19 protein-coding genes are annotated in these 17433 nt (G+C 42.7%); all 19 read right to left on the bottom strand.

Features of this window, described 5'->3' with window-relative positions:
* Positions 1–7 precede the first annotated feature (7 nt).
* Positions 8–2335, bottom strand: a complete 2328-nt coding sequence (gene hypF, locus WDA22_00430; GenBank protein MFA5831915.1) for a carbamoyltransferase HypF — start codon at positions 2333–2335, stop codon at positions 8–10.
* The gene (gene hypB, locus WDA22_00425; GenBank protein MFA5831914.1) at positions 2290–2949 is read right to left on the bottom strand and encodes a hydrogenase nickel incorporation protein HypB; all 660 of its coding nucleotides are present in this window, start codon (positions 2947–2949) and stop codon (positions 2290–2292) included. Before hypB ends, hypF begins: the two co-directional genes overlap by 46 nt.
* Positions 2946–3308 (bottom strand): hydrogenase maturation nickel metallochaperone HypA, encoded by a 363-nt coding sequence (gene hypA, locus WDA22_00420; GenBank protein ID MFA5831913.1) that lies wholly within the window; start codon positions 3306–3308, stop codon positions 2946–2948. Before hypA ends, hypB begins: the two co-directional genes overlap by 4 nt.
* Before the next feature lie 37 nt (positions 3309–3345).
* On the bottom strand, positions 3346–4050 hold the full coding sequence (locus WDA22_00415) for a sulfite exporter TauE/SafE family protein (GenBank protein ID MFA5831912.1): 705 nt from the start codon (positions 4048–4050) through the stop codon (positions 3346–3348).
* An 82-nt stretch (positions 4051–4132) separates the two neighbouring features.
* Entirely contained in the window at positions 4133–4633 is a 501-nt protein-coding gene (locus WDA22_00410) for a HyaD/HybD family hydrogenase maturation endopeptidase (GenBank protein ID MFA5831911.1), read from the bottom strand.
* A complete protein-coding gene (locus WDA22_00405; GenBank protein MFA5831910.1) occupies positions 4630–5433 on the bottom strand; it encodes an NAD(P)-binding protein in 804 nt (267 codons plus the stop codon). Before WDA22_00405 ends, WDA22_00410 begins: the two co-directional genes overlap by 4 nt.
* A 228-nt stretch (positions 5434–5661) precedes the next feature.
* Entirely contained in the window at positions 5662–6342 is a 681-nt protein-coding gene (gene cybH / locus WDA22_00400) for a Ni/Fe-hydrogenase, b-type cytochrome subunit (GenBank protein MFA5831909.1), read from the bottom strand.
* 9 nt (positions 6343–6351) lie between these two features.
* Positions 6352–8070: a nickel-dependent hydrogenase large subunit gene (locus WDA22_00395; protein MFA5831908.1), complete on the bottom strand. Its 1719-nt coding sequence runs from the start codon at positions 8068–8070 to the stop codon at positions 6352–6354.
* Positions 8070–9194, bottom strand: coding sequence for a hydrogenase small subunit (locus tag WDA22_00390; protein MFA5831907.1), 1125 nt, complete (start codon positions 9192–9194; stop codon positions 8070–8072). The genes WDA22_00395 and WDA22_00390 overlap by 1 nt, the downstream gene beginning before the upstream one ends.
* Positions 9191–9415: a hypothetical protein gene (locus WDA22_00385; protein MFA5831906.1), complete on the bottom strand. Its 225-nt coding sequence runs from the start codon at positions 9413–9415 to the stop codon at positions 9191–9193. The genes WDA22_00390 and WDA22_00385 overlap by 4 nt, the downstream gene beginning before the upstream one ends.
* Before the next feature lie 142 nt (positions 9416–9557).
* Positions 9558–10526: a sigma-54 dependent transcriptional regulator gene (locus WDA22_00380; protein MFA5831905.1), complete on the bottom strand. Its 969-nt coding sequence runs from the start codon at positions 10524–10526 to the stop codon at positions 9558–9560.
* Between the two features lie 138 nt (positions 10527–10664).
* Positions 10665–11174, bottom strand: a complete 510-nt coding sequence (locus WDA22_00375; GenBank protein ID MFA5831904.1) for a hydrogenase maturation protease — start codon at positions 11172–11174, stop codon at positions 10665–10667.
* A complete protein-coding gene (locus WDA22_00370) occupies positions 11171–12598 on the bottom strand; it encodes a Ni/Fe hydrogenase subunit alpha (protein MFA5831903.1) in 1428 nt (475 codons plus the stop codon). The genes WDA22_00375 and WDA22_00370 overlap by 4 nt, the downstream gene beginning before the upstream one ends.
* A 53-nt stretch (positions 12599–12651) precedes the next feature.
* On the bottom strand, positions 12652–13191 hold the full coding sequence (locus tag WDA22_00365) for an oxidoreductase (protein MFA5831902.1): 540 nt from the start codon (positions 13189–13191) through the stop codon (positions 12652–12654).
* Between the two features lie 14 nt (positions 13192–13205).
* Entirely contained in the window at positions 13206–13499 is a 294-nt protein-coding gene (locus tag WDA22_00360) for a hypothetical protein (GenBank protein ID MFA5831901.1), read from the bottom strand.
* Between the two features lie 107 nt (positions 13500–13606).
* Positions 13607–14329 carry a bidirectional hydrogenase complex protein HoxU gene (gene hoxU / locus WDA22_00355; GenBank protein MFA5831900.1) on the bottom strand — a complete coding sequence of 241 codons (723 nt, stop codon included), beginning with the start codon at positions 14327–14329 and terminating at the stop codon, positions 13607–13609.
* A 159-nt stretch (positions 14330–14488) separates the two neighbouring features.
* The gene (locus tag WDA22_00350) at positions 14489–16138 is read right to left on the bottom strand and encodes a NuoF family protein (GenBank protein ID MFA5831899.1); all 1650 of its coding nucleotides are present in this window, start codon (positions 16136–16138) and stop codon (positions 14489–14491) included.
* Positions 16135–16650: a bidirectional hydrogenase complex protein HoxE gene (gene hoxE, locus WDA22_00345; protein ID MFA5831898.1), complete on the bottom strand. Its 516-nt coding sequence runs from the start codon at positions 16648–16650 to the stop codon at positions 16135–16137. Before hoxE ends, WDA22_00350 begins: the two co-directional genes overlap by 4 nt.
* 493 nt (positions 16651–17143) lie before the next feature.
* Positions 17144–17407: a hypothetical protein gene (locus tag WDA22_00340; GenBank protein MFA5831897.1), complete on the bottom strand. Its 264-nt coding sequence runs from the start codon at positions 17405–17407 to the stop codon at positions 17144–17146.
* Positions 17408–17433: the final 26 nt, after the last annotated feature.

The following is a 17433-nucleotide window of genomic DNA, read 5'->3' as shown; positions in this document are numbered from 1 at the left end:
TCTCCAGTTAGTGATGCTCCGGTTGTGTAAGAAAATAAGAGTAAATTTGTCCTAACGAAATTCCGCCGTCATTCGCCGGAATCCGTTGATGCCAGTAGGGAGTAAAACCATTCCGACGAAGCAATGTGATGCTTTTCTCTAACAAGATCATGTTTTGAAAACATCCGCCCGACAGAACTACTTTTTCTATGTTCCAATGTTTTGCCATTCGCAGAATAACTTCTGCAAGAGTATTATGAAACATCGCTGCAATTTCTCTTTTTGGCATCCCTTCTTTGGATTGTTTTAAGATTGATTCAAACATCGGGATCCAATTCCATGTTAAGAGTCCCTCATGGCCTTGAAGAGTTATTGGATAAATTTCTTCCGTATCAGATTGCATTGCAAGATATTCCAATCCCATTGAGGCTTGCCCTTCAAACGAACTCTTCATCTTCACACCACAAAAAGCAGCCACTGCATCAAAAATCCTTCCCATGCTGGAAGTTAATGGAGCATTGATTTTCTTTGACATCATGTCTAAAAGCAATCTTCTATCACGTTCAAGGAAACTGTCGTCTATTATTTGTGACTTTCCCAATGAATCGATCCCATAGATTTCGTGAAGGATGCTTGCAGCACATCTCCGCGGTTCACGAATTGCCGTTTCACCTCCGGGAAGTGTGAATGATCGAATTGTTCCTACACGACGAAATACTTTCTGGTCAAACAGAATACATTCTCCGCCCCAAATCGTTCCGTCAGTTCCGTAACCGGTTCCGTCCCATGAGAATCCAATCACTGGACCGGCCAATTCATTTTCTGCCATGCATGATGCAATATGGGCAAAGTGATGTTGCAAGGATATAACCGAAGCATTGTTCAGTTGAGCTGAGAGTCCATTTTTTGCGATTGTGGTAGAAAGATATTCTGGATGCAGATCATGAATAATCACCGAAGGAACAGTATCAAATAATGTCCGGACATCTTTAATAGTTTTCTTAAATGACGAAAGAGATTCCGCAGTTTCAAGATCACCAATATGCTGACTGACAACGATCGAGTCGTCGTGAGCAATTGCTATCGTATTCTTCAACTGCGCTCCGACGGCAAGAACCGGGAAGTTGATTTTCTTTGGAAGATGGATTGGAAGAGGAGCATATCCACGTGCTCTGCGAATCATTAATTCGCGGCCTTGTACCACACGCATGATTGAATCGTCACAGTACCGTTCAATTGGTCTGTTGTGAACTAAAAAATAATCAGCGATGCCATGGAGTTTTGTCACAGCACTTTCTTCGTGAAAACAGATCGGTTCGTCGCTAATATTTCCACTGGTGGCAACAAGTGGAATTTGCAACATCGACATCAAGATATGATGTAATGGTGTATACGGAAGCATTACCCCTAAAAATGGATTTCCAGGAGCTATGCCTGATGAAAGTGATGGAGCAGAACTTGTAAGAGCCCTTAGCAGTACAATAGGAGCTTGCGGTGAAAGCAATAGTCTCTGCTCAATCTCAGAAAGCTCACATTCATTTTCCACATGAGAGATGGAAGGGAACATCAGTGCGAATGGTTTTTCGTCCCGGTGTTTTCGCTCTCGTAATGTTTGAACGACGTCATCTCTTCTTGCATCACACATCAACAAATATCCCCCCAACCCTTTCACCGCAACAATTTCGCCATTCAATATTGCTTGAACCGATTGTTCAATAGCGGTCTGATGCGATGTTACCAAAATACCGTTTCGATCCCACAATTCTATATGCGGACCGCATTTCGGACAAGCGTTTGGCTGGGCGTGGAATCTCCGATCACGCGGATCATGATATTCCTTTCCACACTCCTCACACATGGTGAACGACTTCATTGTGGTATTTTTTCGGTCATACGGTAATGACTGAATAATCGTAAATCGGGGACCACAATTGGTACAGTTTGTAAAAGGATATAAATAGCGGCGATCGTTAATGTCAAATATTTCCTTAAGACAATCAGGACATGTAGCTATATCCGGCAACACAAGTGCCGTTGCCGATCCTGTGATTGTGCTTTCGCGGATTTCAAAACTTCTAAATCCCAGCGGATCCAGAAAAGAAGTTTCACAACTGTGGATACTTGAGAGCGATGGCTTTTCGGAATGGATTCTTGTTAGGAATGAGTCAAGAGTGATGCAATCCCCTTCGGCTTCGATTAACACTCCTTGAGGAGTATTCGATACCCAGCCGTGCAAATGCATTTCGGATGCAAGTCGATACACAAACGGACGGAATCCGACACCTTGGACTGCTCCGTGAATGATGATCTTTAAACGCCGCGTTTTTTCGTCTGACTTCTCAACCACTCGCACCATTCGGGAATTCCTTTGTTTGTGACGCAGGATGTTTCGAATATTTTTAAAGCGGGATTAATTTGCAATGCATTCTTTTTAATTACTTCAGGATTAGAATTGACATACGGAACAAGATCAATTTTATTGACGATCAATACAGAGGCGTTATGGAACATTCCGGGATACTTCAGCGGCTTGTCATCTCCCTCGGTTGTGCTGACAACAACAACCTTCATCGCCTCGCCTAGATCATAATTTGCCGGACAGACAAGATTGCCAACATTTTCAATCACCAACAGATCGATATTCTTCAAATCAAAATTGGAAAGTGCATCGTGCACAAGTTTTGCTTCAAGATGGCAACCACCGTTCGTTACAATCTGCACCACCGGGACATTAAATTTTGCAACACGCTGAGCATCAAAATCCGTCTGCACATCTCCTTCCACAACAGCAATGCGGACACTTCCGTTTAAATGCTTTAGCGTTTGTTCAAGAAGACTTGTCTTTCCGGAACCGGGCGAGCTGACAAGGTTAAACACAAAGAGCTTGTTTGCAGCAAACAGCTCCCGATTGCGACGTGCGATGTCGTCATTTTTTTCAAGAACTTTTCGTTCAATCGTCAATACACTCATACAAGTTCCTTTTCTACATCTTCTAATTCAATATCTTTTACCTGTAATTCTCTTCCGGATATTATTGTTGTCCTGAAACTGCCGCACGATACGCATTGTGTTACACCATCATCATTGATCAATTTTGCGTGGCAATCGTTGCACTGAACAACAAAAGGAATCCGTTCAAGTGAGAGAGATGATTGTTCAAGCGGTGTCGCCGCGGTAATTGCCTGATACGAAAACTCCAGCGAATCAGCAACCACTCCGGAATACGTACCGACCTTCACAGTTACCGATCGTACATCATGCAGTCGATCGTTCTCGACATGTTGATGGATGATCTCGACAATATTTTCTGCGACTGATAGTTCGTGCATATTTTTAAGTATTTAACCTTGTCAAGACTTTTTATTCCTACAAACCTAAAAATTGAACAGCAATACCACACATTAAAATCGCAAAACCCCCAAGTGCATGGCTGTATTGTTCCATCCTTTTCATTGGGACAAAAGAGAGTCCGTATAATGCGCTAAAGACGATTCCGAGCATTGTTCCAATAGTTATGATAGTGAATACGATGCATACAAGAACTACGTCAGTTACAGTTCCTCTCGCCGCAGGATACATTAGAATAGGAATGAGCGGTTCACAAGGACCAAAAATGAAAATGGTAAAGAGAAACCAAAGCCGCATGGAAGATTTTGCTTCCTGATGATGATGATGGCCTTGATGATTGTGTGCGTGTACTTCCATCATGCCGTCATGATGAATATGTTTGTGTGCATGCGGTTTATTCATCAATGCGCGGCGAATTCCCCATCCCGTATACAACAATCCAAAAATAATTAGCAGCCACCCTGCAATATCGCCTCGATATGATTCGATTGATTGAAGATGAAAGACTGTATATCCGAAGACAATGCCGATGCATCCTAACGCAATGGTGCTTCCAACGTGACCGATACCGCACAAAATAGTGACCCACATTGTTTTGAACTTCGTCCACTCACCCGCACGGGACATTGCGATAAATGGAACATAATGATCAGGACCAAGAATGGTGTGCATGAATCCAACCGTTGCGGCCGTCAGCAGCAATAAGGAAAGCTCATTCGACATAGATCACCTTACATCATTTTAGAGAGTGTTTTGATCAATCACAGTCTAACACTTACATCTAGAATTATATCAATCGCTGTGCCTAATTTTCTTCTAAAATCGGACTATTTACTGACTTTTTGTTTTCATTCTTAAGAATACTCAGAACTGTTGTTGCCACATTTGGGAGCGCTTGTTTCACATTAGGGGAGAGTTCCAAAGACATTGGCTGAATGGCGTTTATTGAAACTGTGATCAAAAAAACCGGGGGGACAGTAGCAAGCAATGCTGCAGTTTCAATCAAATCCCGCAATCCAATGTCATGTGCACTAAGTGTCTTGGGAAAATCGGAAGCAAATTTTGGCTGTAACAGGCGAACTGTTCCGTCAACGTTTCCATCCATGGTTGCATCAATGAGAATAATCGGTGAATAATCTGCGAAGTACGAAAGAAGATGGAATCCACCAGTTCCACCATCAACCAGCGTTACATTCGGAGGAAGAGAAAATTGTTTGAGATGTTCAACAGCATGAACACCAACACCTTCATCACCTAAAAGAACATTGCCAACGCCTAGAACTAATATTTGTTTTTCAGAATTCATGTTAAGCCTTTTTTAAAGTCGAACGATTTTTCCGCTTCAATATTTAACCGAAATTTTTTCTCGGCAGGCATATATTCCTGCAATTGTCTTGCCACCATTAAACCACCTTCATGCTCGGGAATAACAACCGAATCCACTCCAGCATTTTTCATTGCTTCGGCATAACGGACTTGGCCGGCACGACAAATAATTTTCACATTCGGGTTTAATGCTTTCGCTGTGATACTGATGTATAAATTATCAGCATCATTATCAATCAGCACACATAATGAATGGGCTTTATGAATTCGGGCAGTCATTAACAGATCTCGGCGTTTCGCGCTCCCATTCAGAACGAGAATTCCCTCTTTCGTCAATTCCGAACAAAGTCCTTCATTTGTTTCAATCAGCACAAACGGATATTTGGATTTGATCAGTTGGTCTATCACCGTTCTCCCAACCTGTCCATATCCGCAAATAATAAAATGATTTTTCAATCGAGATATTTTTAAGTCATTCACACGCGCGCTCCATATTTTTTTTGCTTCTTTATTAAAAATGCTGACGAGGATACGTTCGACAATCCATATCTGAAAAAGAACAACTCCCGCATATACACCAACAGCAAATAATTTTGTGATCCCCTTACTTGTTTCCGGAATTCCATGTGGATGCGTTATCCAAAAGAATCCATCAATCCACGAAACACCTTCCGCATACATATAAAACAATGTCACCCCGATAACAAAAACTGCAGATGAAACCAGCGGGGTAATAAATGCACGAAATATAGCCCAAACGAGTACTCCGGATGATTTCATATATTTATGAGTAGAAGGGGCATCAAAAATACCTTGAGATTGACATTCTGAATCCGTCGAAGGCGGATGAAGAATTTGATTCTACAATAAGATTCTTCGCTGCGCGGTGTGATAAAATTCTTGAGCTTGCTCAGAATAACAACCGTTAACATTTAAGATCACTTTGAAACAAAAATGGCGGGCATATTCCTGCCCGCCGTATAATTCTATCAAGAATACAAACAGGAATTATTTTTTACGAACATCTTTTTCAATAAATTTCCATCCGCCAGCCATTGATGAGATGATCCCGCGCCCTTCAACATAATCATGATAAAACACGAGATAGACATGAATCATTGAAAAGACGATGAAAAACCACATCATTAAGTGATGCCATTGCCGAACCGCAAAATCTCCTCCCATCAACGGAACGATCCATGCAAACAATTGCGGCAACATCGATGTACTCATTGCGGCATACATCCCAAATCCTGTTAAGCATTGAAATAAAAATGCTAAAAATGTAATGAAGTACGTAAATCCTGCGAGACTGTTATGACCGATTGATTCCAACGGTTTTATTTTCGCCTGCAGAATATCCACCTTCAACACTTCATTCATTTCTTGATATTGTTTCTTCTTCGTGGGAATAAAATTTCGCCAGCTGGAATATTTATTACCCACAAATCCCCAGTAAATGCGTCCAAGGAAATTGAAGAAAAAGAAAAAGGCCGAAACAAAGTGTATGAAGCGCACGGTGCCAAACCAATAATTATCGTACGCTTCAGTACCGCTTTGAATCGCAAACGGATGCCCGATAAGATACCCGGTACATGCAAGCAATAACACGGCAACAGCATTCACCCAATGGTATAGCCGCACCGGCAATTGCCAGACATATATTCGTTGGATCAATATATTTTCCATGTACGCCTCCTAAAATGTATTGATCTGATGAACGTAGCGGCCTTTTTCATCATACAAATGAACCGCACACGCCAAGCATGGATCGAACGAATGGATTGTCCGCAATATTTCCAACGGCTGATCAGGATTTTTAATTGGTGTCCCAATTAATGCTGCTTCGTATGCAGAACGCTGACCTTTTGGATCTCGGGGAGAAGCATTCCACGTTGTCGGAACGACAAGTTGGTAATTATCAATTTTCTTGTCTTTGATGACAATCCAATGTGCTAACGCTCCGCGGGGAGCTTCCGTCAATCCAACCCCTTTTGCTTCGCTAGGCCATGAAGAAGGTTCCCACATATCTTTTACAAACATTCGGGAATCACCATTTTTAATGTTCGAAAGAAGCTGTTGATAGAACTCTTTTGCCCATACGGCAACAAGTTTCGTCTCAACGCCGCGAGCAGCAGTTCTACCAAGTGTTGAGAACAATGCTCCCACTGGAACATCCAATGCTTTCAAGACGCCGTTAATTTCTTCAATAACTTCTTTGTTTCCTGAAGCATAGGCTACCAACATTCTGGAAAGAGGTCCGACTTCCATTGCATGACCTTTCCATCGCGGAGTCTTTAACCAGCTGTATTTCTCTTCAACGTTAAGATGTTGATACGGTGGTTTCGGTCCGGTGTATTTTAATTTTGTTTCACCTTCCCATGGATGTTTTGAAACTTCATCGCCTCCGGCATATTCATACCACGAATGTTTTACGAATTCCTGGATTTCGTCGATATTCCTTCCGTCGACTTCATGAACTTTGGAAAGATCCCTATTGAGTATGGCACCGCGGGGGAATTTAAATTTCGAAACATCTCCGTAGCCGTTCATCGGGAGATCTCCGTATGCGAGATAATTCGGAAGTCCGCCGCCAATTGCTCCCCAATCTTTATAGAATGAAGCAACCGCAAGCAGATCCGGAATGTAGACTTGATTGACGAATTCAAATGCTTGATCCAGCAGTGTTCCGACGTATGCAAGTCGTTCTGCGTTTATTGAATTTGCTTCTTCAATATTAACGGAACAAGGAACTCCACCCACCAGATAATTTGGATGAGGATTTTTCCCACCAAAAATCGTATGAATCTTTACGATCTCTTTTTGCCATTCTAAAGCTTCAAGATAATGCGCGGTTCCCATCAGATTTGCTTCTGCGGGAAGTTTATACGCGCCGTGACCCCAATATCCATTGGCAAATATTCCTAACTGTCCGCTTTCGACAAACGCCGCCAATCGTTTTTGAACATCGGCAAAATATTTTGGCGAACTTTTTGGCCAATTGGAAATACTCTGCGCAAGTTCCGATGTCTTTTTTGGATCGGCTTTTAAGGCGCTGACTACATCAACCCAATCCAATGCATGTAAATGGTAAAAATGGACGACGTGATCTTGCAAATACAATGTGGCAAACATCAGGTTGCGGATTAATTCTGCATTGGGAGGGACAACAATCTTTAGCGAATCCTCAACAGCGCGGACAGATGCTAATGCATGAACCGTCGTACAAACACCGCAGACACGTTCAGTAAACGCCCATGCATCACGAGGATCCCGACCTTTTAGAATCAATTCAATCCCGCGCACCATTGTGCCGGCACTCCATGCATCAATAATTTTTCCATCTTTTATTTCTGCTTCAATACGAAGGTGCCCTTCAATCCGGGTAATTGGGTCAACAACAATTCGAGTAGACATTATGCACCTCCCTTTTTGGTCGTTTCTTCTTTTTCACTGCTGCTGGCAATTTCAGCATTGATCAATTTTCCTTTTTTAATATTTGTGGAAATTGCGTGTGCAGCAATTCCAACCGCCGTTGCAGCACCAACAGCCACACCAATATTATCCGCGGTTGTTTCAATGCCAAATCCCGGGAATGATGCGAGATGTTGATAGAATGGTCCATTGTCCCAGAAATCTTTTTCGCTGCAACCGATGCAGCCGTGACCTGATTGAATTGGATAACTAACACCGTTGTTCCATTTCATAATTGCGCAAGCATTATACGTTACCGGACCTCGGCAGCCCATCTTATACAAACAATATCCGCGACGTGCATTTTCATCATCAAACGATTCAACGAATAAGCCGGCATCGTAATTTGGACGGCGATAACATGTATCATGGATTCTTCTTGAGTAAAATGCTTTCGGTCTTCCAAGACCATCAAGTTGCGGAATGCGATCAAACGCCAGCAAATGAACAATGGTCCCTGCCATCACCTCTGCAATTGGCGGACAACCCGGAACATTGATGATCGGCTTTCCGGAAATAATTTTATGAACAGGTGTTGCTGTTGTGGGATTCGGTTTTGCTGCTTGCACGCAGCCATGGGTTGCGCAATTTCCCCATGCTACAATTGCTTTTGCATCTGCGGCAACTTCCCGGACGATATCAATCGCAGATTTTCCGCCGATACAGCAATACACACCGTCGTCTCCTATGGGAATTGATCCCTCAACACACATTAAATACTCCCCTTTATACTTCTTCATTGTATCATGCAACGATTTTTCCGCCTGGAATCCCGACGCCGCCATTAATGTTTCGGTATAATCCAGAGAAATTTTGTCAAGAACGATTTCCGATACCACCGGGTGAGATGAACGGATAAACGATTCACTGCAACACGTACATTCCTGAAAATGCATCCATACGACAGGAAGCCGCGGTTTTTTTTCCATTGCGTGAATAACCTGACCGACAGCCGATGCTTCAATTCCTGCTGCTGCCGCAAGCCACGAACAATATTTAATAAAATCCCGTCGGGAAACTCCCTGCGATTGTGCATGTTCCCAAAGAGTAAGCGGAGAACCATTCATATCTGCCTCCTAGGTAATGGTTGAACATTTATTGCATTGATTAAAAATGAAATTTCTATCGCTGCTTCATCACCGAGATGAGCATCGTTCATTTCCTCTACTTCGATGGTAAATGGCCGAATGAGAAGTGTCGTGACCGGGTTTTCTTCTTTTTGAAAGACACCGACGACTTCTGCTTTCAGAGTGGTTTTATGAGTGAGATCTGATAATTGGATTGTCATACAATGCCGTTGAATTGCTCAACACACTGCAACATCAATGCCAATAGAAATATGACGGATTTGAAAGAATTAGGAGTATCGGGGTTTTGAGGTAGCGGAAATCCGCTTATCGATGAACGGATTTCCGTGGGACATGCAAAAGCTAGTCTTCAAGATTAAATTTTTTCAGTTTATCCCGAAGTGTTGAAGGACTGAGATTCAAAAACTTTGCAGCTTGTGTTCTGTTTCCTTCTGCTTTGAGAAGGGCTTGTTTCACGAGATTCATTTCAAGACAGTTTACGACTTCTTCAAAGCTCATCTTTTCTTCAACTAAACATTTATTACATGCCTTTAAGATAGATTCGAGTGAACTGCTGGAATGAATCTCTTTAGGCAGACTCTTCGGGGTAATTGATCCGTTTGCAAATATTGCCATCCGTTGTACAACATTGCGCAGTTCACGAATATTTCCTGGCCAGTCGTACGATTGCAATATCTGCATCGCTTCGTCGGAAACATCCACAGAATGATCCGGAATAAATCGATGTAGAAAATGATGGATCAACAATGGAATATCATCCCGTCGCGAACGGAGCGGCGGAATATGGATTGGCACGACATTGATTCTATAATAGAGGTCAGAACGAAACATATTTTTATCGACCAAAATCTTCAGGTCAATTTTCGATGCGCAAATCACACGTACGTTGACAGGGATGGGGGCTGTTCCTCCCACGCGCATGAGTTCACGCGACTCAAGAACGCGAAGAAGTTTCGATTGTAAATGGAGTGGGAAATCATCAATATCATCAAGAAAGATACTTCCGGCTTCTGCTAATTCAAACAATCCTTTTTTTTCTGTCCCGGCACCGGTGTATGCCCCTTTTTCATGACCAAATAATTCACTTTCCAATAACTCAGCAGGGAGAGAAGCAAGACCAACTTTTACGAAGGGAAAACTATCACGCGTACTTTTTTTATGAATATATTCTGCGAACAGTTCTTTGCCGACACCTGTTTCACCCACCAGCAGCACGGAGGAATCCGAACGCGACACTGTATCAACATGTTCTAATAATTCCCGCATCATTGCACTTTGTGCAATGAGCGTTAATGATGAAGTCGGACTCATAACTCCTTATTTTTGCAGAAATGTAGGCAGGGAGAATGGTAAAAGCAAATCGTACGTAAAATAAAGTAGCATAAAAAAGAACGCGGAGCAGAGCTCCGCGGTATATGTAAAAACAAAAAGAGAGCAGCGTACAAATAATTACGAATGTTCGTGCTCGTCTTCGTGGTGATGTTCCAATTCAATCCACTCTTCCAGTTTTGTCCGGAAGAAGTGAAATGCTTTCCACAAATTCCTCTCCGCATGCTCTGAAAGTCCCTCCAACATTTCCCACTCATATCCTTTTATCTGAAGCAAAAACGTGTCCGGTTGTTTTCCATAGAGTTCCGTGCACAAATATAATACGCCCGAAGGGAGCATTGAATGTGTCGTAAATGGGGATTGGGACTCCGGCAATATTTTCGTGAATGAATAATCCCATTTCTCATCCTTTGTTGCATCCACAAACACCACTATATCAAACTCGCTCATAGTATATGCATCTTCCACATTCAGCTGGTAACTACTTTCGATGGTGACGTGGTGTGCATACTCAGAAGACAACCAAGGCTGACACATCTCGATAAAAGCATTTCCCACTCCATCATCACCTCTGCCGGGATTTCCATAAGCATGGATAAGGATTTTTGGTTTATTTTCCAATGAATTCATTTTACCCTCCTATCAAGAAGAGTTCCTTGATGATTAAATAATAACACTTCAAGCGGCATCTGACCAAGAGCATGTGTTGAACAACTCAAGCATGGATCAAAACAGCGGATGCCTGCTTCGATACGATTTAAAATTGGTTCGGGGATTGTCTTCCCCTCCACAAATTGCATTGCTATCTGACGTACTGTTCGATTCATCGCCATATTATTTTGCGCAGTGGCAATTAACATATTCACTTTTTGCAGCACGCCGTTCTCATCCACCCAATAGTGATGGAATAATGTACCGCGCGGAGCCTCCGATGCTCCCACTCCTTCCAGTTTATTAATCTCTGCTTTAGACCGGATATTTTTGCCAAGGATTGCCGGATCGCACAACAATTGCTCAACACGTTCCACAGCAAACAACAATTCGATTAACCGTGCATAATGATAATAGAACGAATTATTCACCGCTTCGGTCATCGGAGTCAAATCCTTAAACATCTTCCGTTCCTGTTCGGCTAGAGGAGTTTCGATGGAATCACAAATATTTAACCGGGCAAGCGGACCTACACGATAGATTCCTTTGGGATAACCAAGCGGTTTGTAATACGGAAATTTGAGATAAGACCACGATTCGCTCGCTTCACCGAAATGGTTGTAATATTCCCTCGGATCAATATTGTCTGCAATAATATTTCCCGTGCTATCCATAATCCGCAGGTTGCCTCCGTAATATTCCAATTCTCCTTTTGGTCCAACCATTCCAACAAACAGGGAATGGAAATTTCCGAAACAGGCAATTTCTTTTGTAAACTGTCCGTGAATTTGTTTGATGGTGTCAATTGCCATCAATGCAGTCTCTAATACTTCAGGATACCACTTTAACAGTGCATCTCGTTCTTCTTTTGTAAACGACTCACGCACTCCTCCGGCGACAGCCCACGGAGTATGAATTCTTCGCCCTCCAAGAAATTCGATGATCTGTTGTCCAAATTTGCGAAGCCGAATCCCCCTTCGCGCAAATTCTTTATCCTGTTGCAGCAAACCAAAAATATTCCGTACGGCGGGATCAGCATCAAACCCAAGTAGGAAATCCGGAGAAGAGAGATGGAAAAAACTCAGTGCGTGAGACTGGATCCATTGTGCGAGTACCAGAATCCGGCGGAGTTTTTCGGCGGTTTCCGGGATACCGATGGCAAGAATATCATCTCCGGCTTTTGCCGACGTAACAAGATGACTTGCAGGACAAATTCCACAGATTCGAGATGTCAGTCCCGGCATTTCCCACAAAAGACGCCCTTCACAGAATTTTTCGAACCCACGGAACTCGTTGACATGAAAGCGGGCATCTTCTACTTCGCCTTTATCGTTTAGATGAATGGTGATCTTCGCGTGACCTTCGATGCGGGTAACAGGAGCGATCGTAATTATATTTGACATGATTTACCTAAAATATACAGCAGATCGGCGTTAACGCCGACTTGCCACCGTGTTTAACCGTACCGTAAAAACTGTGTTTTAAATACAGGAACTCTTCCTTGGAGTAATTCATTTATCGCAAACCAGATCTCATCCGGCGTGGGTGGACAGCCGTGCAAAAATGCATCCACACGAATAAGATGATGCAACGGAATTGCTTGCTCCCGAAGTTGAGCAATTAACGTATGATCATTCGGTACAGAGTTGCAAATATCTGCCAACTCTTTATATGCACGATCTATCAATTCGGCATTACCGAATCTGTTTCGCATAGCAGTAACATTACCCGTGGTAGCACAGTCTCCAAATGAAAGAACATACTTTGAATGTTTCCGGACTGTATGTGCCATTTCTTCATTCTCATCATTCGTCACTGCACCTTCCACCAACGTTATGTCCACATTGGCGGGAAATACTTTAATATCAGCAATCGGCGAATAGACAAGATCGATTTTATCTGCCAGTTCAATAAGCCGCTCATCCAAATCCAGAAATGACATGTGGCATCCTGAACATCCACCAAGCCAGACTGTTGCAACTTTTGGTTTTTGAATTTTTTCAGTCATACTTACTCTTCTATTCGAATGGAAAATAATTGTTGGTCCCGAAGCGATCGTTTAACAATCAAATGATCTCCTTTTACCAGACCGGGCCATCGAACAAAATAATGATCGTGCGGCTGGTTTGGCCCTTGACACTCGCAATGATATGATTCAATTTTTGCTTCTTTCTTCATATGTCCGTTAGTTAACAAAAATGTCGAACCAACAACCGGAAAGAGTGATAGTTTATTTTTCAGGATAAGGAAGTATCCTTGCTCTGCTTCTAAAGATGAAATTGTGCGTTCGTATGTGTTGGGCAAGATCTTTACTCATTTATTCGGTAACAATCCTTAACGTGTTCGTCCCTAAAAATCAGGGACTCACTTGCCCGCCATTGACGGGCTTGCTCGGGATGATCAACATTATATTATTCGTTTGAGATCCATTCTTTCTTTTGACGCGCAGTGATAATGTATTTTAGAAACCCTTTTTTCTTTTCCATTTCGGAGACTGTCACTCCTTTTTCAAATAGAGCGCCCGTCGGACAAACCATGACACATTTTCCACATTCGGTGCAGGTTTGCGAATTGCCCCATGCATAATCGAGTCCGGTAATGATTTCACAATTAATACCTCGTCCCGCAACATCCCACACATGCGCCCCTTCCACTTCATCACAAACTCGAACACATCGCGTACACAAAATGCAGCGATTGTGATCCATCACATAATCCTTATGCGTAGCATCTAATTGTTTTTTCGGAAAGAGATACGGGTATCGTACTCTCACTAATCCTACTTGATAAGCAAGATCTTGCAATTCACAATGATTGTTGGCGACGCAAACAGCACAGACATGATTCCCTTCGGAAGCAAGAAGTGCTATAATCATTCGTCGATATTTGTTCAATTTTTCGTTTGATGTCTGTATTACCATTCCCTCTTCCACTTTGGTTGTGCAGGCGGGAAGAAGTTTTGGAATTCCTTCGATCTGCACCACACACAATCGGCATGCACCGACTGTTGACAATCCTTCCAGGTTGCAGAGTGTTGGAATAGGAATGTTATGCTGCCGCGCTACGGAGAGGATCGATTCACCTTCCTGTGCGCTGTATTGTTCGCCGTTGATTGTTAATGTTTTGACTGCCATAGACTTGTCGTTAAATTGAAAAAAACTTTTCAAAACTACTGGATTCAGGATTCGTGTTTCATGCTTTATGATCTTTCTGAATTCTCTGTGAAATTGTACCGAATCATGCAACCTGAACTTTGAATCTTGAACCCTGAATCAATTATTTTTTTATTCTGTTCATTTTTCAAAGTCCGCTTCTACTCCCGGTTCACCCATATACATTTCAATAGGCTGCAGCAACTCTTCATATTCGTGACGGAAGAAGCGAAGTGTTGAAAGAACAGGATTCGGCGCAGACTGCCCGAGTCCACACAGACTGGTCTCTTTCACCATCATGCAAAGTTCTTCCAGCAGCACCATATCGTCTTGTGTCGCTTTTTTCTTCGAGATCTTGTCGAGCAATCCATAAATGTGTCTTGTACCGACTCGGCACGGAATACATTTTCCGCACGACTCATCCATGCAAAACTGCATGAAGAATTTTGCCACTTCTACCATTTTCGATGTTGAATCCATCACAATCATTCCGCCGCTTCCCATGATAGACCCAACCTTGGAAAGCGATTCATAATCCACAGGAATATCGAGATGATCCACAGGAATGCATCCGCCGGAAGGTCCGCCGGTTTGAGCAGCTTTAAATTCTGTTCCTTCGGTTGTTCCGCCGCCGATATCGAAAATTATTTTTCGGAGCGGGATTCCCATCGGCACTTCGATGAGTCCGGTATTCTTGATATTTCCTGCGAGGGCAAAGACTTTTGTCCCTTTACTTTTTTCAGTTCCGATTTTGGAGAACCAATCACTTCCATTTCGGATAATTGGTGCGATGTTGGCAAATGTTTCCACATTATTAATCAATGTGGGCATACCCCAGAGTCCTTTTTCGGACGGGTACGGCGGACGCGGTTTTGGATTTCCCCGTTTCCCTTCGATCGATTGCAGCAACGCTGTCTCTTCACCACAGACAAATGCACCGGCCCCAATGCGAATATCGACTCGGAAATTGAACTGCGATTCGAGAATTCTGTTTCCGAGTAATCCCATTTTTTCCGCCTGCTTAATGGCGAGCTTAAGACGTTCAATTGCCAACGGATATTCGGCGCGGCAATAGATATATCCTTGTGTTGAACCGACGGCATAACCTGCAATTGCCATTCCTTCAAGCACTCTATGCGGATCACCTTCCAACACGCTGCGATCCATAAAGGCACCGGGATCACCTTCATCCGCATTGCAGACGACATATTTTTGTTCGCCATGAGCTTTACTAACAATACCCCACTTCAGTCCGGTAGAATATCCCGCACCACCACGTCCGCGTAATCCGCTTTTGCGAATTTCTTCGATAACATCAGCAGGCTGCATTTCATTAACGACTGTAGCCAGAGCCTCATATCCTTTTACGGCAATATATTCTTCGATACTTTCGGAGTTAATTGCTCCGCAATTTTCCAAAACGATTTTGGTCTGCGATGCAAAAAACGGCGATGAGATATCGCTCAGCTTTGCTTCAACTTTTTTGTTCTTGAGAATATGTGATTCCACAATCTGTTCTGCGGTTTGCACGTCAACATTTTGATACAGTGTATTATCACTCTGCACTTTCACCAATGGTCCTTCACCGCATAATCCCAAACATCCGGTCCCAATCACTTCGCAATCCTTTTCAAGCGCATGCTCTTTGATTTTTGATTTGAGGGCAAGGCTCACTTTATCGCTTCCACAAGAAACACATCCTGCTGCGGAACAGTAAAGAATGCGATGTTTCTTTTCAGACTGACGCTGCTGTTCTTTTTCCGATAATTCCTGAAGTTCTTCCAATGTCATATTGCTACCTCGTGAAAGGTGTTCTTCAACTGTTCAACACGTTTGAGCGCTTCTTCGGGATTCAGTTTACCGACAACGGCATCATCCAGTACTGCTACTGGTGCAAGTCCACACGAGCCGACACATCTTGCCGTAATGAATGATACTTTATTATCCTTTGTGGTCTGCCCAAACTTGCATTGATGACGTTCTTCCAAGGCGGTTTGAATGTGCTCCGCCCCTTTTACATAACATGCCGTTCCCATACAGAGCACAAACGTATGTTCGCCATTCGGTTTAAGATTAAAGAAATGATAAAACGTCGCAACGCCATACACTCTGCTGAGCGGGAGTTTTAACGCTCGGGCAACATAGATAAGAAGATCATTTTCTAAATAACCAAAAATTCCTTGTGCTACATGAAGCACTTCAATCAGCGCATCACCGCGAGCTTGATGTTTGGTGATTGCGCGATCCAATAATTTAAAACGATTGTCACCGCTGGGGTGTTGTTGTTTATCAGTTTGAGCCATAGTCGTATGGTGGTGGATGAGAGTATTACACTTGAGGTGGCGCGGAGTGTACGCTTCGTACCATCCTAATGACATACAGCAAATATTATGCTATTATTTATTCAACCGAGCGCTGAATTTTCGACAGAATAGTTTTGTCTTGTTTCCGATTATGAGAATAGAGACTCACCATTTTGCAAAAAAAGAAATGTCAAATGGATGTCAAAAATGCATCAGTATGAACCCCATGCTTCTGTTGGTGGAGAGTATATTTTTCTGAAGGGTTTTTGAAAACAAGATAACAGAGAAGAATATCTTACCCAATTTCCTTTGTTGAATGAGAAGCAATTATTCTAAAACGAAAAACGGCGGGACCAACATTACTGAATCACCGCCGTTTTGCTTTTATGTTATAGAGGAAGAGGGTACGTGAAGCATCACCAACAGCATACCGTTTGGAGCAACCGCCTACAACAACTGATGAGATTTTTGTCTTTAGCGTTTTTACATCAATTTATAAAGCTACATCAATTTCTGATAATTTGCGTTCTTGAAACTCCGTGGGACGCTCACATGAATAGAGAAACTCCTGCATTGTATCCATCTGTTTTTTTAACAGATTCACTTGATCCTTCATGGCAGCAAGTTTAGCATCATGTTCTTTCGCAACATGAACTTCATGAATCTCTCGTGTCAATTTGATCACGATATCCTGCATTTTGGAAATGTCGTTAATGACATGTTCAATGGAATGGAACATCCGTTCTTTTGCATTCATGGATTGTTTTTCTTTCCTTCCCCGCC

This window comes from Bacteroidota bacterium (assembly GCA_041658205.1).
Classification (GTDB): domain Bacteria; phylum Bacteroidota; class Ignavibacteria; order UBA10030; family UBA8401; genus UBA8401.
This window is presented reverse-complemented; position numbering and strand designations above follow the sequence as displayed.